Source organism: Promicromonospora sp. MS192 (genome assembly GCF_049532985.1).
GTDB lineage: Bacteria > Actinomycetota > Actinomycetes > Actinomycetales > Cellulomonadaceae > Promicromonospora.
The window spans coordinates 3,493,003-3,515,943 of the sequence record NZ_CP186693.1 but is presented as its reverse complement, the minus strand read 5'-3'; the positions used below and the strand labels follow the sequence as shown (position 1 = coordinate 3,515,943).

The 22,941-nt window shown below is 72.5% G+C and carries 21 protein-coding genes and 1 other RNA gene; 20 read left to right on the top strand and 2 right to left on the bottom strand.

Annotated elements, in window-relative coordinates:
- Window positions 1-10 precede the first annotated feature (10 nt).
- Together ACO229_RS15835 and prfB are read left to right on the top strand one after the other, a co-directional pair.
- Window positions 11-415, top strand: coding sequence for an ankyrin repeat domain-containing protein (locus ACO229_RS15835; RefSeq protein WP_397416789.1), 405 nt, complete (start codon window positions 11-13; stop codon window positions 413-415).
- A 176-nt stretch (window positions 416-591) separates the two neighbouring features.
- Window positions 592-1,701 carry a peptide chain release factor 2 gene (gene prfB / locus ACO229_RS15830; protein WP_397416791.1) on the top strand — a complete coding sequence of 370 codons (1,110 nt, stop codon included), beginning with the start codon at window positions 592-594 and terminating at the stop codon, window positions 1,699-1,701.
- Window positions 1,702-1,741: 40 nt separating this feature from the next.
- On the opposite strand, the gene ACO229_RS15825 is transcribed toward prfB, so the two are convergent.
- The gene (locus tag ACO229_RS15825; RefSeq protein WP_423462080.1) at window positions 1,742-2,785 is read right to left on the bottom strand and encodes an NAD(P)-dependent alcohol dehydrogenase; all 1,044 of its coding nucleotides are present in this window, start codon (window positions 2,783-2,785) and stop codon (window positions 1,742-1,744) included.
- A gap of 198 nt (window positions 2,786-2,983) precedes the next feature.
- Here ACO229_RS15825 and ftsE point away from each other — a divergent pair, with 198 nt between their 5' ends.
- The 12 genes from ftsE (at window position 2,984) to ACO229_RS15765 (ending at window position 15,269) form a co-directional block, all read left to right on the top strand.
- Complete coding sequence (gene ftsE / locus ACO229_RS15820; RefSeq protein ID WP_397416796.1) at window positions 2,984-3,760, top strand: cell division ATP-binding protein FtsE; 777 nt, start codon at window positions 2,984-2,986, stop codon at window positions 3,758-3,760.
- A gap of 1 nt (window position 3,761) precedes the next feature.
- Window positions 3,762-4,676 carry a permease-like cell division protein FtsX gene (ftsX, locus tag ACO229_RS15815; protein WP_397416798.1) on the top strand — a complete coding sequence of 305 codons (915 nt, stop codon included), beginning with the start codon at window positions 3,762-3,764 and terminating at the stop codon, window positions 4,674-4,676.
- Window positions 4,676-6,070 (top strand): peptidoglycan DD-metalloendopeptidase family protein, encoded by a 1,395-nt coding sequence (locus ACO229_RS15810; protein WP_423462079.1) that lies wholly within the window; start codon window positions 4,676-4,678, stop codon window positions 6,068-6,070. The genes ftsX and ACO229_RS15810 overlap by 1 nt, the downstream gene beginning before the upstream one ends.
- A gap of 108 nt (window positions 6,071-6,178) precedes the next feature.
- The gene (gene smpB, locus ACO229_RS15805; protein WP_119138723.1) at window positions 6,179-6,661 is read left to right on the top strand and encodes an SsrA-binding protein SmpB; all 483 of its coding nucleotides are present in this window, start codon (window positions 6,179-6,181) and stop codon (window positions 6,659-6,661) included.
- 186 nt (window positions 6,662-6,847) lie between these two features.
- Window positions 6,848-7,216: a transfer-messenger RNA gene (gene ssrA, locus ACO229_RS15800) on the top strand.
- 159 nt (window positions 7,217-7,375) lie between these two features.
- The gene (locus tag ACO229_RS15795) at window positions 7,376-9,040 is read left to right on the top strand and encodes an alpha/beta hydrolase (RefSeq protein ID WP_423462078.1); all 1,665 of its coding nucleotides are present in this window, start codon (window positions 7,376-7,378) and stop codon (window positions 9,038-9,040) included.
- Between the two features lie 72 nt (window positions 9,041-9,112).
- Window positions 9,113-9,790 carry a hypothetical protein gene (locus ACO229_RS15790; RefSeq protein ID WP_397429716.1) on the top strand — a complete coding sequence of 226 codons (678 nt, stop codon included), beginning with the start codon at window positions 9,113-9,115 and terminating at the stop codon, window positions 9,788-9,790.
- Window positions 9,791-9,854: 64 nt separating this feature from the next.
- Window positions 9,855-11,066 (top strand): sensor histidine kinase, encoded by a 1,212-nt coding sequence (locus ACO229_RS15785; protein ID WP_423462077.1) that lies wholly within the window; start codon window positions 9,855-9,857, stop codon window positions 11,064-11,066.
- Window positions 11,063-11,668 carry a response regulator transcription factor gene (locus ACO229_RS15780; protein WP_397416809.1) on the top strand — a complete coding sequence of 202 codons (606 nt, stop codon included), beginning with the start codon at window positions 11,063-11,065 and terminating at the stop codon, window positions 11,666-11,668. Before ACO229_RS15785 ends, ACO229_RS15780 begins: the two co-directional genes overlap by 4 nt.
- Window positions 11,669-11,688: 20 nt before the next feature.
- Window positions 11,689-13,608: a beta-N-acetylhexosaminidase gene (locus ACO229_RS15775; protein ID WP_423462076.1), complete on the top strand. Its 1,920-nt coding sequence runs from the start codon at window positions 11,689-11,691 to the stop codon at window positions 13,606-13,608.
- Window positions 13,609-13,625: 17 nt separating this feature from the next.
- Complete coding sequence (locus ACO229_RS15770) at window positions 13,626-14,819, top strand: alanine racemase (protein WP_423462075.1); 1,194 nt, start codon at window positions 13,626-13,628, stop codon at window positions 14,817-14,819.
- 45 nt (window positions 14,820-14,864) lie between these two features.
- The gene (locus ACO229_RS15765; protein ID WP_423462074.1) at window positions 14,865-15,269 is read left to right on the top strand and encodes a RidA family protein; all 405 of its coding nucleotides are present in this window, start codon (window positions 14,865-14,867) and stop codon (window positions 15,267-15,269) included.
- Between the two features lie 73 nt (window positions 15,270-15,342).
- Here the strand turns inward: ACO229_RS15765 and ACO229_RS15760 are convergent, their stop codons facing one another.
- The gene (locus ACO229_RS15760; protein ID WP_423462073.1) at window positions 15,343-16,326 is read right to left on the bottom strand and encodes a DUF4349 domain-containing protein; all 984 of its coding nucleotides are present in this window, start codon (window positions 16,324-16,326) and stop codon (window positions 15,343-15,345) included.
- A gap of 306 nt (window positions 16,327-16,632) precedes the next feature.
- Between ACO229_RS15760 and ACO229_RS15755 the strand changes: the two genes are divergently transcribed.
- The 6 genes from ACO229_RS15755 (at window position 16,633) to nagB (ending at window position 22,907) form a co-directional block, all read left to right on the top strand.
- Entirely contained in the window at window positions 16,633-17,787 is a 1,155-nt protein-coding gene (locus tag ACO229_RS15755; RefSeq protein ID WP_397416820.1) for an ROK family protein, read from the top strand.
- A gap of 84 nt (window positions 17,788-17,871) precedes the next feature.
- A complete protein-coding gene (locus ACO229_RS15750) occupies window positions 17,872-19,164 on the top strand; it encodes an extracellular solute-binding protein (RefSeq protein WP_397416823.1) in 1,293 nt (430 codons plus the stop codon).
- A gap of 134 nt (window positions 19,165-19,298) precedes the next feature.
- The gene (locus ACO229_RS15745) at window positions 19,299-20,246 is read left to right on the top strand and encodes a carbohydrate ABC transporter permease (protein ID WP_397416825.1); all 948 of its coding nucleotides are present in this window, start codon (window positions 19,299-19,301) and stop codon (window positions 20,244-20,246) included.
- On the top strand, window positions 20,243-21,097 hold the full coding sequence (locus tag ACO229_RS15740; RefSeq protein ID WP_397416828.1) for a carbohydrate ABC transporter permease: 855 nt from the start codon (window positions 20,243-20,245) through the stop codon (window positions 21,095-21,097). The genes ACO229_RS15745 and ACO229_RS15740 overlap by 4 nt, the downstream gene beginning before the upstream one ends.
- Window positions 21,097-22,128 carry an ROK family protein gene (locus tag ACO229_RS15735; RefSeq protein ID WP_423462072.1) on the top strand — a complete coding sequence of 344 codons (1,032 nt, stop codon included), beginning with the start codon at window positions 21,097-21,099 and terminating at the stop codon, window positions 22,126-22,128. The genes ACO229_RS15740 and ACO229_RS15735 overlap by 1 nt, the downstream gene beginning before the upstream one ends.
- On the top strand, window positions 22,128-22,907 hold the full coding sequence (gene nagB, locus ACO229_RS15730; protein ID WP_423462071.1) for a glucosamine-6-phosphate deaminase: 780 nt from the start codon (window positions 22,128-22,130) through the stop codon (window positions 22,905-22,907). Before ACO229_RS15735 ends, nagB begins: the two co-directional genes overlap by 1 nt.
- The last annotated feature ends 34 nt before the right edge of the window (window positions 22,908-22,941 follow it).

Sequence of the window (22,941 nt, the reverse complement as noted above, 5' to 3'; positions counted from 1 at the left end):
GGTTGGGGGCATGAGCGAGAGCGCCGACCAGCAGAGCACGGGCGACGGGGGCGGCACACGCCTGGAGCCGGAGCAGATCTTCGACCTCGCCCGCCAGGGCGCCGACGTGCTCCTGGACCTCGTGGACGCGGGGCTGCCGGCGGACCTGGCCGACGAGGCGGGCAACACCCTGCTGATGCTCGCCGCGTACCACGGCCACGCGGGCCTCACGGCGGGCCTCGCCGAGCGCGGTGCTGACGTGAACCGGCTGAACGGCCGCAACCAGTCGCCGCTGGCGGGTGCCGTCTTCAAGGGGGCCGGGGAGGTGGTCCAGGCGCTGGTCGACCACGGCGCCGACCTCGACGCCGGCACCCCGAGCGCCCGCGCGACCGCCCAGATGTTCGGCCGCGAGCTTCCGGAGCCTCGCCAGGGTTGATCCCGCCGCCGGGCCTGCGGCGGACGCCCGCCACCGGGCCTGCGGCGGACGCCCGCCACCGGGCCCGCGGCGGACGCCCGCCACCGGGCCCGCGGCGTCGCCCGCGTCCGGCCTGCGGCGTCGCCCGCGGGCGTTCCGGCGTCGGGCACCGCGATGCGCGGGTAACCTTGAACATCGTGGCAACCAACGACTTCCCCGCAGAGATCAAGGCGCTCCGCACGACCCTCGAGTCCATCGAGGCCGTGAGCGACCCCACCGCGCTCGAGGCCAAGATCGCCGAGCTGTCGGAGCAGGCGTCGGCGCCCAACCTGTGGGACGACCCGGAGGAGGGCCAGAAGGTCACCTCCGCGCTCTCGGCCGCCCAGGCCGAGCTGAGCCGTGTCGAGAAGCTCGCGGCCCGCATCGACGACGTCGAGACGCTCGTCGAGCTGGGCCAGGAGATGGACGACGCGGACTCGCTCGCCGAGGCCGAGGAGGAGGTCGCCAAGATCCGCAAGGACCTCGCCGCCCTCGAGGTCCGCACCCTGCTGAACGGGGAGTACGACGCCCGCGAGGCCGTCGTGACCATCCGCGCGGGTGCGGGCGGCGTCGACGCCGCCGACTTCGCGGAGATGCTCATGCGCATGTACCTGCGCTGGGCCGAGCGGCACGGCTACCCGACCAAGGTCGGCGACACCTCGTACGCGGAGGAGGCGGGCCTCAAGTCCGCGACCTTCGAGGTCAACGTGCCCTACGCCTTCGGCAACCTGTCGGTCGAGGCGGGCACGCACCGCCTGGTGCGCATCTCGCCGTTCGACAACCAGGGCCGGCGGCAGACGTCCTTCGCCGCGGTCGAGGTGATCCCGCTCATCGAGCAGACCGACCACATCGACATCCCCGAGTCGGAGCTCAAGATCGACGTCTACCGCTCCTCGGGCCCGGGTGGCCAGTCGGTCAACACGACCGACTCCGCCGTGCGCATGACGCACATCCCGACCGGCGTCGTGGTCGCGATGCAGAACGAGAAGTCGCAGATCCAGAACCGCGCCGCCGCCTACCGCGTGCTCCAGTCGCGCCTGCTGCTCCTCCGCAAGGCGGAGGAGGCCGCGAAGAAGAAGGAGATGGCCGGCGACATCAAGGCCAGCTGGGGCGACCAGATGCGGTCCTACGTGCTGCAGCCGTACCAGATGGTCAAGGACCTGCGCACCGAGCACGAGTCGGGCAACCCGCAGGCCGTGTTCGACGGCGCCATCGACGACTTCATCGAGGCCGGCATCCGCTGGCGCCGGGGCGGCTCGGGCAGCTGAGCCCGAGGCGGGCGGCACGACGGCGCGCCGCCCGCGCCGGTCAGGTGTGCGGCACGATGACGGCGCGCCCGGAGAGCTGTCCCGACTCGAGCTTGCGGTACGCCTCGTCGAACTGGTCGAGGCTGTAGCGCTCCACGTCGGGCACGATCTGCCCCGCGCGGTACATCGCCGCCACCTCGTAGAGCTCCTCGACCGTGCCCCAATAGGTGTTCGTGATCTCGGCCTCGTAGGGGTTGGTGAAGAAGCTCCACTCGGTGACGCCCCCGGCGATCCCCACCACGGTGAGCCGGCCCTGCTGGGCCAGGCACGCCTGGGCGGTCTTGATCGTCGGTGCCGCGCCCACCAGGTCGAACGCCGCGTCCACGCCGCGGCCGCCCGTGATCTCGCGGATCGCCGCGACCTGGTCCGGCCCGCCGGGCACCGTGACGGCGCCGGCGGCCGCCGCGCGGTCCATGGCGTCCTGCTTCATGTCCGTGGCGATCACGGTCGCGCCGGTGAGCGCGGTGAGGATCTGCACCGCGATCTGCCCGAGCCCGCCGAGCCCGACCACCAGCGCGAACTTCCCGCCGCCCGCGAGCTTGGGCAGGGACAGCTTAATCGCGTGGTACGGCGTGAGACCCGCGTCGGCCAGGGGAGCGGCGGCCACGGGGTCGGCGTCGCCCAGCGGCACCAGGTTGCGGGCCGGCGTCACCATGTACTCCGCCATGCCGCCGTCCCGCCCGATGCCCGTGGCCGCCCACGGCATGGTCGCGGCGTTCTCGCAGTACGTGTCCTGTCCTCGCGAGCAGGCCTTGCAGTGCCCGCAGCCGTTGGGGCCGTACACGAGGTAGGCGTCGCCCTCGCTGAACCCGGTGACGCCCGGTCCCAGCTCCTCGATCCAGCCGGAGGCCTCGTGCCCCAGCACGAACGGCGGCGCGAACGACCCCGGCTGGCCCTCGGCGAACTCCTTGTACAGCGCCACGTCGGAGTGGCAGGCACCGGAGCCGGCGATCTTCAGCAGCACCTCGCCCGGGCCCGGGCTCGGCCGGTCCACCTCGCGCAGGGTGGGGAAGGTCTGGAACTTCTCGAACACGACAGCACGCATCAGCTCACGCTCCTGTTGCCGGGGGCCGGTTCCCCCATCAGACCCCATCCGGCGGGGTCCGGCACGGGGACAGCCCCGGCGAAATGCCGGTTACACAGGGGTTTGCGCTGATCTGGCGAGGCGGAGCCCGTGACCGGGTGACCTCCGTCGGCGTGTCTCCCCGACACGCCACGGGGCACCCCACTTAGTGTCGGGCTCGTGATCAGGTTCGAGAACGTGTCGAAGGTCTACGCGCGCGGCGCACGGCCTGCCCTCGACCAGGTCTCCGTGGACGTCGAGCGTGGCGAGTTCGTCTTCCTCGTGGGGGCCTCGGGCTCGGGCAAGTCCACCTTCCTGTCGCTGGTGCTGCGCGAGCAGCGACCCACCCGCGGCCGCGTCTACGTGGCGGGGCGCGACGTCGCCAACCTCTCGGGCTGGCGGGTGCCGACGCTGCGTCGCCAGCTCGGCGTGGTGTTCCAGGACTTCCGGCTGCTGCAGAACAAGACGGTCCACGAGAACGTGGCGTTCGCCCTGCAGGTGATCGGAAAGCCCCGGCACGTCATCCGGGACACCGTGCCCGAGGTGCTGGACATGGTCGGCCTGGCGGGCAAGGAGAAGCGGATGCCCACCGAGCTGTCGGGCGGTGAGCAGCAGCGCGCCGCCATCGCGCGCGCCATCGTGAACCGGCCGCAGATCCTCCTGGCGGACGAGCCGACGGGCAACCTCGACCCCACCACCTCGCTGGGCATCATGCGCCTGCTGGACCGCATCAACCGCACCGGCACCACGGTGGTCATGGCCACGCACGACGACGAGATAGTCAACGAGATGCGGCGCCGCGTGGTCGAGCTGTCCGACGGCGTCGTCGTCCGCGACGAGGCACGCGGCGGCTACGGCGAGCGCGAGGCGATCCTGCCCGACGTCGGGGCGTCGCCCGTGCTGGACGCCCCGGGCAACGGGACCCGCCTGCCGGTCCAGACGGTCCGGGGGTCCTGACGTGCGCTTCCAGTTCGTGCTCGGCGAGGTCTTCTCGGGGCTGCGCCGGAACACCACGATGGTCGTGGCCGTCGTGCTCGTCACCTTCGTGTCCCTGACGTTCGTGGGTGCGGGCGCCCTGCTCCAGGCCCAGATCGGCAAGCTCAAGGACGACTGGTACGACCGGGTCGAGGTGTCGGTCTTCCTGTGCCCCCAGGGCAAGTCGGCCGCGCCGTCGTGCGCCGGCGGCGAGGCCACCGACCAGCAGGTCGACGCGCTGCGCCAGGTCATCGACACCGAGCTGTCGGGCCAGGTCAGCCGGGTCTGGTTCGAGTCGAAGCAGCAGGCGTTCGACGCGTTCGAGCAGCGGTACCCGGACGGCTACCAGGGCACGCAGCTCACCGTCGAGGACATGCAGGCCTCGCTCCGCCTCAAGCTGACGGACGCCGAGCAGGTGGCCGTCGTGAGCGACGTGCTGTCCGGGCGGGACGGCGTCGAGATCGTCGAGGACCAGCGGGCCGTCTTCGAGCCGCTCTTCCGCACCCTGAACGTGGCCACCCTGCTCGCGGCGGGACTGGCCGGCGTCATGCTCCTGGCGGCGGTGCTGCTGATCACCACGACCATCCGCCTGAGTGCGGTCTCCCGCCGCAAGGAGACGGAGATCATGCGCCTGGTGGGTGCGTCCAACCTGTTCATCCAGCTCCCCTTCCTGCTGGAGGGCGCACTGGCGGCCGTGCTCGGGTCGCTGCTCGCGGGGGCCGGGCTCTGGGTGGCGGTGCGCTTCATGGTCACCGACTGGCTCGAACGGTCCGTCGACTGGGTGGCCTACGTGTCGGAGGTCGACGTGCTCCAGGTCGCGCCCCTGCTCGTGGTCATCGCCGTCGCCCTGGCTGCTCTCTCGTCCTTCTTCACCCTGAACCGGTACACGAGGATCTGATGACTGCGCTCCGAAACCCCCTGTCCCGGGCGCGCGGCCCGCTGGCCGCGGCGCTCGCCGTGCTGCTGCTCGTGGGCGGCTCGGCCGCCGTGCACGCCGACGACCTCGACGACCGCCGGGCCGCCGCCGAGCGCGAGCAGGCCGCGAAGGAGCAGGAGCGCGAGAGCCTGGAGTCCGAGCTGGAGCACACCGACACCCAGCTCGCCGACGCCGTCCTGGAGCTCAACCAGGTCGAGGGACGCCTGCCCGTGGCGGAGGCCGAGCTGGCCGTCGCCGAGGCCGAGCTGGAGCGTGCCGAGCGCGAGGCGGCGATCCTCGCGCAGCGGCTCGCGGACGCCCAGGTGGAGGAGGCGACGGTCAGCCGCCAGCTCCAGGACGGGTCCGGGAAGGTGGACGGCGCGCGCGAGGACATCGCGCAGATGGCGCGCGAGGAGCTGCGCGGCGCGGGCACCGGGTCGACGATCGGGCTGGTGACCGGGGCCGAGAGCACCGAGGAATTCATCGACGGGTACTCGGTCTCGTCGTCGGCGGCCCGGATCCGGGCGCGCACCCTGGCCGAGCTGCAGGACGCCGAGGCCACCGCGCGGAACCTGCAGGCCCGGTTGACGGCGATCCGCGAGGCCGTCACGGAGCTCAAGCGCCTGGCCGACGAGAACGTGCGCTCCAAGGAGCAGGCCAAGCAGGCCGCGGTGGAGCGCAAGGCGGAGATCGAGCGCCTGATCGAGGAGCAGGAGCGGCTCAAGGCGCGCATCGAGCGCCGCAAGGACGTCGCGCTGGCGAACATGCGCGACACCGAGCAGGAGCTGAGCTCCATTGAGTCCGATCTCAAGGGCATCATCGCCGACCAGCGGGAGCGCGACGAGCGGCTGGCCCGGGAACGGGCGGAGCGGGAGGCGGCAGCGGCCGAGGAGTCGTCGTCCGGCGACACCTCAGGCGGCTCCTCGGGCGGGTCGTCCGGAGGGTCCTCGGGCGGGTCGTCCGGCGGCGGCACCCTGTCGTTCCTCAGCTATCCGACGGCGAACCCGTACATCACCTCCTCCTACGGCATGCGGTTCCACCCGGTGCTGAACTACTCCCGGCTGCACGCCGGCACGGACTTCCGGGCGTACTGCGGCACACCGATCCTGGCGGCCGCCGACGGCACCGTGCTGTACGCGCGTACCCTGGCGGGACTCGGCAACCAGGTGCTGATCGACCACGGCTACACCTCCAGCGGTACGAGCGTCATGTCCAGCTCGAACCACCTCACCTCGTTCGCCGTCTCGTCCGGACAGCACGTCTCGCGGGGTCAGGTGATCGGCTACTCGGGGACCACGGGCACGTCCACGGCCTGCCACCTGCACTTCGAGCTGTACGTGAACGGCTCGACCGTGGACCCGATGACCTGGCTCTGAGCGAACGGGGCGGTTAAAGCCTGGTCCGTCCAGGTCCGGCGCGTAAAATGGGACGTCGCGCTGCCTGCACGGGGCAGGCCGGACCAGCACTGACCCCGGAGGGAGACCATGGCCAAGAAGAACGTGGACGATCCGCGCAAGATCGTGGCGAACAACAAGAAGGCCCGTCATGACTACGTGATCGAGGACGTCTTCGAGGCCGGCCTGGTGCTCTCGGGCACCGAGGTCAAGGCGCTGCGGATGGGGCGTGCGTCGCTCACCGACGGTTACGCCACCATCGATCGTGGCGAGGCGTGGCTCGAGAACGTGCACATCCCCGCGTACTTCCAGGGCACGTGGAACAACCACGCGCCGCGGCGTCGGCGCAAGATGCTGCTGCACCGCGAGGAGATCGCGCGGCTGGAGTCGAAGTCGCGCGAGAAGGGCCACACCCTCGTGCCGCTGCGCCTGTACTTCCTGGACGGCCGGGCCAAGGTCGAGATCGCGCTGGCCCGCGGCAAGAAGGAGTACGACAAGCGCCAGACGCTGCGCGAGCAGCAGGACATGCGCGAGGCACGGCGGGCCATGCGGCACAAGGAGATGCTCGGCTGAGCCGGAGGTGCAGCGCAGGGTGCGGGCCGAGGAACGAGGCACGCGCCCGGAGCGGAACCGCAGGCTCAGCCGATTCCAGCAGAGCTGAGCCGGAAATAACGTTCCCGGTCAGGGTGTTGATCCCCTAGACTGGGATGACTCCGGACGGGCGAAGGGCCCGGCCGGGGGCTGGTTGAAAACACCATAGGGGCTGATCGGTTTCGACGGTGGTCGTGCTTCGAGGAGAAGCGGGCCGAGGATGCAGGCTTATCTCGTTAACGATGCCTGTAAACCAATAGTTGCCGATAACTCGCGCAACGACTTCGCCCTCGCCGCCTGAGCGAGCCCGAAGTCCGTGGGCCCGGAGTCTGCTTCCGCTCCGGTCACCCGCGTCATCTAGGAAGCCACTGCTCGTAGCCCTCGTCATCGGGGCTGCGGGGACTCTCAGGTGACTGGGCCTGTCCGTGAACGTGTCTGCGCGAGCACGGGGGCCGAGAAAATCCACAGCAGACTGCGCCCGGAGAAGTCCTCGAAAACCGATACCGGACCCGGGTTCGATTCCCGGCAGCTCCACCCTTCCACGAAGCGCCGTGCCCCCTCGGGGGCGCGGCGCTTCGTCGTACCCGGTCCTGTCCCCGGGCATGACATCCGTCATGGTCCGGCCCGTGCGAACGGTGGGTGGGCTGGTGATTCGTGGCACTGCCGGGCGCGCGTACGTCGGCGGAGGCTGGGTACATGAACCGAGACGAGCTCAGTCCTCCGTACCCGAACCCGTCCGACACACCGCGCCTCGGCGCCCCTGCCGCCCGACCGTGGCGTGCGCGACGCCGCGCCGTGGCCCTGCTCGCCGTGCTGGGCCTCGCCGGAGCGCTGGCCGGACCCGCCGCTGCCGCCGTGCGGGGTGATGCCGAGGCCGGCGCCGCACAGGCGACTCCTGCACAGGCAGCTCCCGCACAGGCCGAGTGGGGCGAGTGCCCCGCAGAGGTCGCGGCGGAGGCTCTGCCGTACGTGCTGAGCTGCGCGACCGTGTCCGTGCCGCTGGACTACTCCGACCCCGACGGGCAGCAGATCGACCTGGAGATCTCGCGGCTGGCGAGCACCGACCCCGCCGAGCGGCGCGGCATCCTGCTGCTCAACCCCGGCGGCCCGGGTGGCTCGGGGCTCACGCAGCCCACGCTCCTGGCGTCCCAGGGCCTGCCCGACAGCGTGCTGAGCGCCTACGACCTGATCGGCATGGACACCCGCGGCGTCGGTCACTCGACGCGGGTCGACTGCGAGTTCCCCGTCGACGGCGGCTACTACGGCAACATCCCGCCGTACGCGCCGGACGACGCCGCGGTGCTCGAGCGCGCGGAGATCGTCGAGGAGGCCGCCGCGCAGTGCGCGCGCACGAACGAGAACGGCGGGCTCCACCACGTGTCGACGGCGAACATGGCCCGCGACCTGGACAGCATCCGGGCGGCGCTCGGCGAGGAGAAGGCCAGCTTCCTGGGCTACTCGTACGGGACTGCGCTCGGTGCGGCGTACGCGTCGATGTTCCCCGAGACCGCCGACCGGGTGGTGCTCGACAGCAACGTCGGTGACACGCACCTCGACCGGGAGGGGCTGCGCCGGTTCGCGCTGGGCATGGAACAGACGTTCCCGGACTTCGCGAGGTGGGCGGCCGAGCGGCACGCCGCCTACGGCCTGGGCCGCACGCCGGCGCAGGTGCGCGCGACGTACTTCGAGACCGCCGAGCGGCTGGACGAGAGCCCGGTCGACGGGGTGGACGGCGCGCTGTTCCGCCAGGCGATCTTCGTGGGCCTCTACAGCGAGCGGTCCTACGGGCGGACGGCGCAGACCTGGCAGTGGCTCCAGAAGGGTGACGGCACCGCCGTCCGGAACCTGCTGGACACGACCGACCTCGACGGCGTCCTGTCGGGCCTGGGCGCGCTCACCGGCACCGGCACCGCGGTGGACGGCGAGGTGTCGCCGGTCTCCAACGCGCTGTCGGTGTTCCTGGCCACGACCTGCAACGACGTCGAGTGGGACGAGAACGTCGACACCTACCGGAAGGCGGTCGCCGAGGACCGCACGAGGTTCCCGCTGTTCGGCGCCGCATCGGCGAACATCCTGCCGTGCTCCTACTGGCCCGAGCCGGCCGGACCGCCGGTGGCGATCAACGACGAGGGTCCTCGCAACGTGCTGATCCTGCAGAACCGGCGCGATCCGGTCACCCCGCTCGCGGGCGGTCAGCGCCTGCGCGAGAAGTTCGCCGACCGGTCTCGACTGGTGACGGTCGACGGCAGCGGTCACGGTGTCTACGTGCTCGGCGGTAACGCGTGCGCACTGAACATCGGCACGAGCTACCTCGTCGACGGCGAGATGCCCGCCCGCGACACGTCCTGCCGGGCCTCCTGACCCGCCCGGGCCGACACCACACCAGCACACCACACCAGCACACCACGACAGCACACGAGGCAGGAGGACGACATGAGCGAGGACGGTACGTCCGACGGGCGCGGCACGAGCTGGACGATGCGGCGCGCCGCACGACGGGTCAGGCCGGGGGACGGCCGTCCGCTCCAGCCCTTCCGCTGGTGGCAGCACCTGAGCAGGTCGCTGCTCTACCTGACCCTGGCCCGCCCGGACGGCGGGCAGGTGACCTACGCCGTCGAGGTGCGTCACCTGCAGGGGGACGACGGCGAGGGCCGGGCGCACCTCTACGTGGACGGCCGGCAGCAGGCCACGTCGAAGCTCCCCGCGGCGTTCCCCGTCGAGGGCGGCACCATCGAGGTGGTCAAGACGGCCTTCGGGCTCCGGCGGTGCCACTACGTGGCCGACGACGGGTCCGAGTACCAGCTCGTGCCGGACCCGGCGTCGGCGGAGGGGCGTCGCGCCCGCCTCGATCGCGAGAACCCCGGGATCGGCCGGCTGGTCAGCGCCGTGTCCGTCCTGGTGCTGGTCGTCTCCGTGGTCCTGCTGGTGCCGCAGCTCGCCGAGGTGCTCTTCAGGCTGCCGCCGGTGGCCGAGCGGTTCGGCACGTTCACGTCGCCCGTCGTGCTGCCGGCATGGCTCAACATCGGCCTGACGCTGGCCGCGGCGGCCGCCAGCACCGAACGGGCGCTGCGCCTGCGCTACCACTGGCTGCTCGACGGTGTCGGGAACTGACCCGCGGCCGGCCACCTCCCCGGCCCCGCTCCCGGTGGCCAGGACAGCAGGCAGAATGTGGCGCATGGGGGAGCGACGGTTCGCGGGCGCGGGCTCGACGGTCAGCACGCGGCGGTTCGAGGCCTACGTGCGCTGGTCCACGTACGGGGTGGCCGTCACACCGGTCGTCTCCCTGTTCAGCGCCGGTCTCCCGACCGGTCGGGAGGCGGTCTCCGGCCACCTCGGGTGGTTCGCTCTGGCGGCCGCGCTGACCTGCGCCGTCACCGCCGGGAACTTCCTGGTCACCCGCTGGGCGCTCGACGTGCTGGTGGAGCGTCCGCGGGCGGTGGCCCGGGGCGTCGTCGTCGCGTGGCTGGTGGGCCTGGCCGGGCTCGTGGTGGTCTCGCTGACCGGGCCCGTGCCGGAGATGCGGCTCACCTCCGCGGCCGCCGTCGGTTCGGCGGCCGCGGCCGTCGTGCCGGTGCTCGATGCGCGGCCCACGCTCTACCTCAACGGTGCGATCGTGCTCGTCGCCGCCCCGCTGGCCGCCGCCGGCAGCCCGCTGGGCGTCGCGGTGGGCGTGGGGCTGATCACCCTGTGCCTGTGGAGCTCGTGGAGCAGCACGTGGGTACTGCGGGTGCTGCGCGACCTCCAGCGGGCGCACGAGGACCGCGCCGCGCTCGCGCTCGCGAACGAGCGCCTGCGCATCTCCCGCGACCTGCACGACGTGTTCGGGCGCACGCTCACCACGATCGCCGTCAAGAGCGAGTTCGCCGCCGAGCTCGTCCGCCGGGGCGGCGGCGAGCGCGCGGCCGAGCAGATCGCCGCCGTCCGGCAGCTCGCGGACGAGGCCGGGAACGAGGTGCGCCGCGTCGTGCGCGGCGAGACCCGCGTGACCTGGGACGGGGAGGTGGCCGGCGCACGATCCCTGCTCGCCTCGGCCGGCATCCGCTGCACCGTGACCGGCTCGCCCGTGCCGCAGGAGCACGCCGAGGCCCTGGCCTGGGTGGTGCGCGAGGGCGTGACGAACGTGCTGCGGCACTCGTCGGCCACCCAGGTCACGCTCGCCACGACGACCGAGGACGGGCAGGTGCAGCTCACTCTCGCGAACGACGGCGCGGGTCAACCCGGCACCGACGCCGCAGGCCGCGACGGCGGGGGGACCGGCCTGCGAGCCATGGCCGACCGCCTCCGGTCCGTCGGCGGCCGGGTCACCACCCGCCGCGACGGAGACTGGTTCCTGCTCGACGCCCAGATCCCGCTGTCCAGTCCCGGTGCCCAGAGAGGCCTGACATGACCCGCATCCTCGTCGCCGACGACGAGCACCTCATCCGCGACGCCGTCGCCGGACTGCTCGACCTCCAGGACGACCTCGAGGTGGTCGGGCAGGCGGCGTCCGGCCAGGAGGCCGTGGCCACGGCGCTGCGCGTGCGGCCCGACGTCGCCCTGCTCGACCTCCAGATGCCCGAGCCGGACGGGATCGAGGTGACCCGCCGGCTCGCGACCGAGCTGCCCGAGTGCCGCTGCATCATCGTCACGTCGCACGGCCGGCCCGGATACCTGAAGTCGGCGCTCGCCGCGGGCGCGCGCGCCTTCCTGCCCAAGACCGTGTCGGCGCAGGTGCTCGCCGACGTCGTGCGGAAGGTCGCCGCAGGCGGCCGGTACGTCGACCCGGATCTCGCCGCCGAGGCGATCGGCGCCGGAGACTCGCCGCTCACCCCGCGCGAGACCGACGTGCTGGCGCTCGCGCGCGACGGTGCGCCCGTCGACGAGATCGCCCAGCGGGTGTCGCTCTCGCGCGGGACCGTCCGCAACTACCTCGCGGCCGCCATCGCCAAGCTCGGCGCCGCCAACCGGCACGAGGCAGCCCGCATCGCGGCCGAGCACGGCTGGATCTGACGGCGGGGCGTCACGCTATCGTGGCAGCCGTGCACCACCCCGGAGATCCTGGACTCGTCCCCGTGCCTGCGTCGATGCAGGTCCGGGGCACTCTGGCGCGGCTCGGGGACGGTGCGACCGTCCTGGCGGACCCGGCGCTGCGGCCCGCTGCCCGCTGGTGGCGTCAGGCCATGGGCCAGGCCTTCGGGATCGACCTGGTGCCCGTGACCGGCCCGGCGGCCGACGTCGTCGTCGCGCGGGACGCCGGGCTGCCTGCCGGGGCCTACCGCCTCGACGTGGGCCCCGCGGCGCCGGCCCCTGCCACGCCGCGGCCGGCCGCGGACGCGCCGGCTCCGGCCACGGGCGCGGCGCCGCCCGCCGTCGTGCGGATCGAGGCCGCGGACCTCTCCGGTGCGCACGCGGCCGCCCAGGCCCTGCGTCAGCTCGCCGGCCCGGCGGCCTTCCGGAGTGCGTCCGCGCCCTACCGCGACGTCCCGTCGGAGCTGCTGCTGCCCGCCGTGCGGATCGAGGACCACCCGCGCTTCGAGTGGCGCGGCGTCCTGCTCGACGTCGCCCGCCACTTCCTGCCGAAGCACGACGTGCTGCGCTTCGTCGACCTCGCCGCCGCCCACCGGCTCAACGTGCTGCAGCTCCACCTCACCGACGACCAGGGCTGGCGGGTGCAGGTCCACCGCTACCCCGAGCTCACGCGGACGGGCGCGTGGCGCCGTGAGTCCACCGTGGGCACCTGGCGCACCGGCTCCCGCGACGGTCGCCCGCACGGCGGCTTCTACACGCAGGACGACCTGCGCGAGATCGTCGCGTACGCCCGTGACCGCGGCGTCACCGTGGTCCCGGAGATCGACGTGCCCGGCCACGTCGAGGCCGCCGTCGCCGCCTACCCCGAGCTCGGCACCCGCAAGGACCGCCAGGGCGTCCGCACCACCTGGGGCATCAGCCAGGACGTGCTCGACCCGTCCGAGGGTTCGCTCGCGTTCTTCCGCCACGTGCTCGACGAGGTGCTCGACGTCTTCGACACGCCGTTCGTCGCACTGGGCGGTGACGAGGTGCCGACCACGCTCTGGCGGGACGCGCCGCACATCGTCGCCCGCGCCCGCGCGCTCGGCCTGGTGGGGCCCGACGGCGTCCCGGACGTCGCCCAGCTGCACGGCTGGTTCGTGTCCCGCCTCGCGGAGCACGTGTCCGACGCCGGCCGCCGGGCGGTCGTCTGGGACGAGGCCGTGTCGCCGATGCTGCCGCGCGACGTGATCGTCACGTCCTGGCGGGGCTACGCGCAGGGCGCCGCCGCGCTCGCGGCCGGGCACGACGTGGTCATGGCGCCCGAGCAGGTCGTGTACCTGGACCACCGCGCGGGCGACCACCCCGCGGAACCGATCCCGGTGGGCTTCCTCCGCACGGTCGAGGACGTCTACGCCTTCGACCCCTTCCCGGCCGCGCTGGGTGCTGGGGATCCGCGGGCTCCTGGCACCGGGACCCCGCAGACGCCCGGCACCCGACGAGGGGCCGGGCGGTTGCTGGGGGTGCAGGCGCAGGTGTGGAGCGAGCACCTGAACAGCGCGCGGCGGGTCGACTACGCGACGTACCCCCGGCTCGCCGCCTTCGCCGAGGTGGCCTGGTCGCCCGCCGTCGACCGGGAGCCCGGGACGACGGCGTCGAAGGAGTTCCTGGACCGCCTCGAACGCCGCCACCTGCCGCGCCTGGACGCGTACGGCGTCGAGTACCGCCCGCTGGCCGGGCCCCTTCCCTGGCAGACCAGGCCCGGTGTCGAGGGCTACCCGCGGGACCTGGCCGCCGAGACCGCGGCCGGCGGCTGGGCGGGCATGGGCGGCTGGCGGGAGGACGGCGGCGTGGAGAACCTGCCGTCCCCGGCCTCCGGGGAACGACCCTGGCGGGCGACTCGGACGGCGAGAGTGATCGGCGTGTGCGGTCCGCTCCCGTGACAAGGCAGGATGTGGGGGTGTCACGCATCGACGACCCCACGTTCCTCTGGCCCCTGCTGACGCTCGACGAGGCGTCGTTGGAGCACAACATCGCGACGGTGGCGGGGGCGTTCGCCGCCACGGGCGTGGAGCACGCCCCGCACGTCAAGACCCACATGTCGCGCCGGGTCTGGGAGCGCCAGTCCGCGGTCGGGGTGTGGGGTGCCACGGTGGCCACGCCCGGGCAGCTCCGGACCGTGCTCGGCTGGGGCGTCCCGCGCGTCTTCCTCGCGAACGAGATCGTCGACCCGCGCGACGTCGCGTGGCTCCGCGCGGCGCTGGCGAGCGGCGCCGCCGAGGAAGTCTGGGTCTACGTCGACTCACAGCCCGGCCTCGACCTGCTCGCCACCGGGTTCGCGGGCGCGGACCCGCAGGCCGCGGCACGGCTCGGCGTGCTCGTCGAGCTGGGCGTGCCCGGCGGCCGCACCGGTGTGCGCGGCCGGTCCGACGCCGTCGCGCTCGCCGGGCGGGTGCACGACGCGGGACTGCGGCTCGTCGGCGTGGCCGGGTACGAGGGACCGGTGGCGAGCGGCACCAGCGCCGAGGAGCTGGCCGCCGTCGGCCGGTGGTGCGAGGAGCTGCGCGAGACCGGGGCGGAGATGGCCGGCCTGGTGGACGGCCCCGTGGTGCTCAGCGCGGGCGGCAGCGCGTTCGCCGACGTCGTGGCGCAGCACCTGGGTGCTCCGCTGCGGGACGCCTCGGGCGCCGAGGTGCCGGCGCGGACCGTGGTCCGCTCCGGTGCGTACGTGACCCACGACCACGGCCACTACCTGCACGCCGACCCGTGGACCCGGATGGGCGCCGACCGGCTGCGCCCGGCGATCCGGGTCTGGGCCTCGGTGCTGTCCGCGCCGGAGCCCGGGCTCGTCATCGTCGGGATGGGCCGCCGGGACGTGTCGTTCGACATCGACCTGCCGACGCCGCTCGTGGCGCGCACGCCGGACGCCGCTGGCCGGCTGGGCGAGGCCCGTGAGCTGTCCGGGGTGCGGGTGACCGCTCTGAACGACCAGCACGCCTACCTGTCCGTCGAGCCCGCGTCCGACGGCGTGCTCCGGCCCGGAGACGTGGTCGGGTTCGGCATCTCGCACCCGTGCACCGTGCTCGACAAGTACCGGACGGCCCTGGTGACCCGGGGCGACGACGTCGTCGAGCAGGTCACGCTCGACTTCTGACCAGCAGGACCGACCGATCACCGCACGACTCAGCAAGGAGAACCGATGACCACGAAGACCGCCATCTCCACCCCCGACGCCCCCGCGCCCGCGCACACGTTCCACCAGGGTGTGCGCAAGGGCCCGTTCGTGCAGGTGTCGGGTCAGGGGCCGGTCGACCCGGCGTCGGGGGAGTACCTGTACCCCGGCGACGTCGCGGCGCAGACGACCCGCACGCTGGAGAATGTCCGGGCGATCGTCGAGGCGGGCGGCGCCACCTTCGACGACGTGGTGATGCTGCGCGTCTACCTCACCAAGCGGGAGGACTTCGCCGTCATGAACGACGCCTACGGCGAGTTCGTGACGAAGCACTGCCCCGGCGGGGTGCTGCCGAGCCGCACCACCGTCTTCACGGGGCTGCCGCGCGAGGAGATGCTGGTGGAGATCGACGCGCTGGCCGTCACCGACTGACCTGCACGACCAGGCACCCCGGCCCTGGTCCGACGTCACCGGTACGTCGGACCAGGGCCGCGGTGCGTCCGGCTCACTCCGCGGGCGCGGGCTCCGGCTCGGCGGCTGGCGGCGTCGGACCCGCGGCGCGCGTGCGGGCGACCTGACGGCGGACCCCCACCACCACGAGGAGCACGACGCCGGCCAGTGCCAGCCACGGGATGATCGCCCCGAGCACGAGGACGACCACGTTGAAGGTGCTCACCAGGGCGTTCCACCCCGCCGTGAGACCGCCGACGAACCCGCCGGGCCGTGCCTGGGCGGCCGGCGTGCCCTCCGCGACGATCTCGACGTGCAGCGTGGACATCGCGACCTCGTCGGAGAGGCGGTTGCGCTCGGAGACCCGGGAGTCGAGCTCCGCCTGGCGCGTGGACAGCTCCGCCTCGATCTCGATGAGGTCGGACGTCCGGTCGGCGTCGGCCATGAGCTCACGGAGCCGGTCGGTCGACGTGCGCAGCGCCTCGATGCGGGCGTCCAGGTCCTGGGCCGTGCCGGTGACGTCCACGGTCTCGACGTGCCGGTCGCGCACCTCGCCGAGCTCTCCGAGGGCGTCCAGCGTGGCGGACACCCGGTCGGCGGGGATGCGCAGGGTCATCGAGGCGCTGCCGGGCTCGTGGTCCGTCGCGGCCTGCTCGTCGCGGCTCTCGACGCGTCCGCCGGCGCCCTCCACGAGGCCCGCGATGCGCTCGGCGGCGTCGAACGGGTCCTCCACCGCGAGGGTCGCGCTGCCCGTCGTGACGAGCTCGCGGTCCACGGCCTCCTGGGGGGCCTCGGCCAGGCCGACGGCGCCGGTCGCGTCGGCGACGGCGTCCCGCGCCCCGTCGGGGGAGAGGGGTTCGCTCTGCGCGGCACCCTCCTCCACGGCGGCCCCCGAGCCGTCGGAGTCGCTCGCGCCCCCGCCCGAGCAGGCCCCGAGGGCGACGACGAGGATCCCGGTGGTCAGTGCCGCCAGGAGGGTACGGAAGGGCCGCCACGCGGGCGGGCCCGCGTCCCCCATGGCCGGCCGGATGTGCTTCATGGGACGAGCGTAGGAGGCCCGTCAGGCCGGAACGCTCCCCACCTGAGAACTGTGATCCCTTTGTGAACTTGTGGACCCGGTGACCGGATTTTTCTTCGGTTTTGCGCAGTATTTGATCACGGTGCGGTCACGCCGTGCCTGCTCCGTCGGCGTACGGCAGGCTCGGTTTCGTCAGGCACGTGAAGTAATCCGCAAGCGACGGCAGGTCCGGCTCCGCCCTGGGCAAGCGTGACCCACGTAACAGTCTTGTTACGGGTCATACCCGGCGATGGACAGGGACTCTGTTAAGGAGGTCTACTAACAAACATGGCGACGGCGACAGAACGCAACGGCACCGGGCGAGGGCTCGGCGCACGGTTGCGCGCGACGTCCAAGGTGCTCCCCGAGCACGCCAGGGCGCACAACCGGTCCCTGGTGCTGCAGCACCTCTTCCACGAGGGGCCCACCTCCCGGGCCGACCTCGCACGAGCGACCTCGCTCACCCGCGTGACCATCTCCGACCTGGTCTCGGTGCTCATCACCGAGGGACTGGTGGAGGAGCTCGGCACCCGGCCGGGCCAGCGTGTCGGCAAGCCCGCGATCCTCGTGGGGCTGCGGTCGGACGCCTACCAGATCGTCGCGGTGGACCTCACGGAGCACGGCCGGATGCGCGGCGCGGTCCTCAGCCTCACGGGCGAGATCGTGGTGCGCCGGCAGCTCGACATCGACGGCCGCACGGGCGACGAGCTCGTCGACCTGCTCACCCGCTTCGTGCGCCGGCTCGTGGCCGCGGCGAACCACCCGGTGATCGGCGTCGGCGTCGGCTCGCCCGGCATCATCGACCTGGACGGCCGCGTCGTCGAGGCGCCCAACCGCGGGTGGTACGACGTGCCGCTCGCCGGGCTCCTGGGCGAGCGCCTCGGGCTGCCGGTGCACGTCGCGAACGACGCCAACACGGCGGCCCTCGGCGAGTTCACCTACGGCGGCGGCAGCTCCGGGATGCTCGTGGTCACCGTCGGCGCGGGTGTCGGCGCGGGCGTGGTGGTCGACGGCGTCCGCGTGCACGGCCAGGGTGACGCCGCCGGTGAGATCGGCCATGTCACCGTCGTGGACGACGGCGTGCAGTGCGCCTGCGGACGCCGCGGCTGCCTCGAGACGGTCCTGTCCGTCCCGGCGCTGCGGCGCGCGGTCGAGGGCAAAGACACGAAGGATTCCGACGCCGCTCTGGCGTCGGCTGGCCGGGTGCTGGGCGTGACCCTCGCCCCGGTCGTCAGCGCGCTCAACCTCGACCAGGTGCTGCTGAGCGGTCCCCGTGACCTGCTCGACGGCCCCCTGCGCGAGGCAGCGCTGGACACCATCCGTCAGCGCACCATGCCGGCCATCACATCGGGCCTGCAGCTGCGGATGGCCGCACTCGACGAGGACGTGGTGCTGGCGGGTGCCGCCGTCCTCGTGCTTTCCGCCCAGCTGGGGGTCTCGTGAGCATCCGAGCGCACGTGTGGGCGGCAGGCGACCCATCTCACCAGGCACCACCGCGACACATGGTCGTATCCGGGAGGAACACACGTGAACAGAAACCGTCTCGTCGGCGCTGCGGCGTCGGCGATCACCCTGACGCTCGCGCTCAGCGCGTGCGGTAACGCCGGCGGCGCGGCGGCGCCCGAGGAGACCGGTCCCGGCGAGGTCCGGGTCTGGCTCGTCGGCTCGGACACGCCGCAGGAGGCCCGCGACTACCTCAAGGAGACGTTCGAGGAGGAGAACCCGGGTAGCACCCTCACCATCGAGGAGCAGGCCTGGGAGGGCCTCGTCGACAAGTACACGACGGCGCTGTCCGGCTCGGACGCCCCTGACGTGGTCGAGATCGGCAACACGCAGGCCGCGGCGTTCACCGAGGCGGGCTACTTCCGCGAGATCACGGCCGACGAGTTCGAGGGCCTGGGCGGCAGCGACCTGCTGCCGGGCTTCGTCGAGGCCGGCGACTGGGAGGGCAAGCACTACGCCCTGCCCTACTACTCCGGCTCGCGCGTCGTCTTCTACTCCGAGCAGGTGCTGGGCGACGCCGAGGTGCCGACCACGCTGGACGAGTACGTCGCCAGCGCCGTCGACCTGCGCACCGACAAGGTGTCCGGCGTGTACTGGCCGGGCCAGGACTGGTACAACGCGCTCCCCTTCATCTGGGAGAACGGCGGCTTCATCGCCGAGCAGGCCGAGGACGGCACCTGGGAGGCGGGCTTCTCCTCGGAGGGCGGCCTGGCCGGCCTGGAGCAGATCCAGACCATCATGACCGAGGGCAACAACGCCCCGGCCGACACCAACGAGGCAGACCTGCAGGTGCCGTTCTGCGAGGGCAGCGTGGCCTTCCTGTCGGCACCGAGCTGGATCCAGTGGTCCATCAACGCCCCCGAGGAGCCCGAGACCCCGGACGGCGTGCCGGGCTGCGCCTCCACCTACGGCTCCGACCTGCAGGCGTTCGCCCTGCCGGGCAAGGACGGCGGCGCCGCCCAGGTGTTCGCCGGCGGCTCGAACATCGCCATCGCGCAGAAGTCGGCCCGTCCCGACCTGGCGATGAGCGCCTACGAGATCCTGCTGAGCGACGAGTACCAGTCGATCCTCGCCGCCAACGGCCTGTTCCCGGCCAAGACCTCGCTCTTCGAGAAGGTCGACCAGGAGACGTCGATCGGCAAGGCCGCCGCGGAGGCCGCCGCCAACGCCAGGCTCACCCCGGCGTCGCCGAAGTGGGCCGACGTCGAGTCCCAGATGATCCTGCAGACCGCCTTCTCCAAGATCGCCGCCGGCGAGGACGTGAAGACGGTGGCCGAGAAGCTCGACGCGGACATCGAGGGAATCCTCAACAGCTGACGCGAGTCAGCACGACGTCCCGTCCCGCCCGGTGACCTCAGATCCCGGGCGGGACGGGATACCACTGCCCGCCTGCCGTCCGCCGCCGCCCGCCACCGGGAGGGCCTGCCGGCGGCCACCGAGGAAGACAGGACATGACCACCACACTTCTGGACCCACCGGCGCCACCGCGCCAACAGGTCCGGCGCAAGCGCCGGACGCCCTACCTGCCCTGGCTGCTGCTGTCGGCCTCGATGATCCTCCTCGGCGTCCTGACCGGGTACCCCGTGGTGCGCCTGCTCGTGATGTCGTTCCAGGAGTACGAGCGCGCCCAGCTCATGGGCCAGCCCGCCGAGTGGGTCGGGTTCGACAACTACGCGGCCATCCTCACGGACGTCCAGGGCTTCTGGACGGTGCTGGGCCGCAGCTTCCTGCTCATGGTCGTGCTCGTGGTGGTCACGATGGTGCTGGGCATGCTCGTGGCGCTGCTCATGATGCGGGTCGGCAAGGCCCTGCGGATGCTGGTGTCCGTGGGCCTGCTGCTGGCCTGGGCGATGCCGGCGCTGGCCGCCACCACCGTGTGGGGCTGGGTCTTCGACACGCAGTACGGCGTGGTGAACAACCTGCTCACGGCGATCACCGGCGACCGGTGGTTCGGGCACTCCTGGCTCCTCAACCCGTGGTCGTTCTTCCTCATCCTGACCTTCATCGTCGTGTGGGGCGCCGTGCCGTTCGTCGCCTTCACGCTCTACGCGGGTCTCACGCAGATCCCCGAGGAGGTCATCGAGGCGGCCCAGCTCGACGGTGCCAGCGCCTTCCAGCGCTTCCGCCTGATCCAGGTGCCCTACGTGCGCAGCATCATCACCGTGCTCGTGGTGCTCTCGATGATCTGGGACCTGAAGCTCTTCACGCAGGTCTTCGTGCTGCAGGACGTCGGCGGCGACCGGGAGCTGACCAACACGATCGGCGTGTACATCTACCAGATGGGTATGGCCCAGGGGCACTACGGCCTCGCGAGCGCGATCGGCGTCGTCTTCGTCGTCGTCATGCTGGCCATCTCGTTCCCCTATGTGCGGCGCACGCTGCGGGAGGAGGAGTCGTGATCAAGATCCGCAAGCGTCTCGCCGACACCGGGTTCGGCGTCCTGGCCGTGTTCGTCTTCGTGTTCTCGGCGTTCCCGGTGTACTGGATGATCAACACCTCGTTCCTGCCGAACAGCAGCATCCGCGGCGAGAACCTCGCGTTCTTCCCGACGCCGGACGTGTTCACCCTGAACAACTACCGCTCGGCGATGTTCGGCGAGGAGCGCGCGCCGTTCCCGCCCGCCGTGCTCAACTCCATCGGGGTCACGTTCCTCACGCTCGTGATCACCCTGATCATCGGGTTCGCGGCGTCGCTGGCGCTGACCCGGTTCTCGTTCAAGGGCCGGCGTACGTTCATCGTGCTGATCCTGGTGGTCCAGATGATCCCCGGAGAGGCGATGATCATCTCGATGTTCCGGATCATCGACGGCTGGCAGCTGCTCAACACGATCATCGGGCTCACGCTCGTGTACTCGGCCGGTGTGCTGCCGTTCACCATCTGGACCTTGCGCGGTTTCGTCAACGGTGTACCCAAGGAGCTGGAGGAGGCGGCGATGATCGACGGGTGTTCCCGGGCCGGGGCGTTCTGGCGGGTCACGTTCCCGCTGCTCGCGCCGGGGCTGGTGGCGACGGGTGTGTTCGCCTTCATCCAGGCGTGGAACGAGTTCGTGACGGCGCTGGTCATCATGCAGCGGCCGGAGGCCATGACGCTGCCCCTGTGGCTGCGCACGTTCCTGCAGGCCACCCAGGCCACGAACTGGGGTGCGGTCATGGCGGGCGCGGTCCTGATCGCCATCCCCGTGGTGATCTTCTTCCTGATCGTCCAGGGCCGGATGACCGGTGGTCTGGTGTCCGGCGCGGTGAAGGGCTGATGGGCAAGAACGGGATGGGGCGCTACACGGTCGGGCTCGACATCGGAGGGACCAAGATCCTCGGCGCCCTCCTCGACCCGGAGGGTGAGGTGGTGGCCACCGTGCGCCGGTCCACGGTGCACGGGGCCGAAGGGCTGGTCTCGGGTGCGGCTGAGGCCGTGCGCGACGTGGCCGCGTCGGGCGGGGTGGAGGTCACCGCCCTGGCCGGCGTCGGGCTGGGTATCCCCGGCATCGTGGACCACCGGTCCGGCACGGTGAAGCACGCGGTCAACCTCGGCGTGCACGACGACGAGCTGCCGCTCGCCGAGCTGCTGTCCGCCCGGGTGGGCGGGGTGCCCGTGGTGGTCGAGAACGACCTCAACGTGGCCGCCGTCGGTGCTGCGCACGTCCTGGAACGGGCGGCGGACCGGGCGGGGCGGGCTGAGCGGGCGGACCGGGCCGGTGGCGGTGCGGCGGACGGCGCGGCCGACGATGCGGCGGACGGCACCCGCGAGCACGAGGACCTCGCGTTCCTCGCGCTCGGCACCGGCCTCGCCTCGGGCCTGGTGCTCGACGGCGAGCTGCGGCGCGGCGCGAGCGGCGCGGCGGGGGAGATCGGGCACATCCCGGTCGACCCTCTCGGCCCGGAGTGCCCGTGCGGGCAGCGCGGCTGCCTGGAGCGGTTCGCCTCGGGCAAGGCGCTGGAGGCGGCGTGGCCCGCGCGGCACGGCAAGCCGTCGCCCGTGGAGCTCTTCGAGGCCGCCCGCGCGGGCGACCAGGAGGCCGTCGTGGTCCGGGACCGGTTCGCCGACGCCGTGGCCTCGGCCGTCCGGCTGCTGGTGCTCACCACCGACGTGCGGCACGTGGTGCTGGGCGGCGGTGTGGCGCAGCTCGGCACCGAGCTGCTGGACGTGGTGCAGGACGCGCTGCGCGAGCAGGCCAAGGTGTCCGCGTTCCTCGGCTCGCTCCGGCTGGCCGAGCGGGTCAGGCTGGCGCCGACGCACGTTCCGGTCGCGGCGGTGGGCGCCGCGGTCCTCGGGAGGAGAGGCTGATGGAGGTTGTGATCGCTCCCGCGGGCGAGCTCGCGCGGCTGGCGGCGGGCGCCGTCGAGGAGCTGCTGCGGGCCCGGCCCGAGGCCGTCCTGGGGCTGGCCACGGGCTCGTCCCCGCTGGCGGTGTACGACGAGCTGGCCCGCCGGCACAAGGAGGGGCTCTCGTTCGCGCGGGCCCGCGCGTTCATGCTCGACGAGTACGTGGGCCTGCCGGCGGACCACCCCGAGCGGTACCGCAACGTGATCAAGAAGGAGATCGCCTCGCGCGTCGACTTCGCGCCCGGTGCGGTGCAGGGTCCGGACGGGCTCGCCGCCGACCTCCCCGCGGCCTGCGCCGCGTACGAGGCCGCGATCGCGGACGCCGGGGGCGTGGACCTGCAGATCCTGGGGATCGGCACCGACGGGCACATCGCGTTCAACGAGCCGGGCTCCTCGCTCGCGTCCCGCACACGGATCAAGACGCTGACCCGCCAGACCCGCGAGGACAACGCGCGGTTCTTCGGCGGCTCGGTCGACGACGTGCCGCGGCACTGCCTCACGCAGGGCCTCGCCACCATCATGTCGGCGCGGCACCTGGTGCTCCTGGCCTCCGGGCGCGCCAAGGCCGAGGCGGTGCACCAGCTCGTGGAGGGCCCGGTCTCGGCCATGTGGCCCGCCACGATCATGCAGCTCCACCCGCACGCGACCGTGCTGGTCGACGACGCCGCGGCGTCCCGGCTGCAGCTCGCCGACTACTACCGGCAGACCTACGCGGACAAGCCGGACTGGCAGGGCCTGTAGCGCCCTGCCGGACGCTCAGGTCGCTCGGGTGACC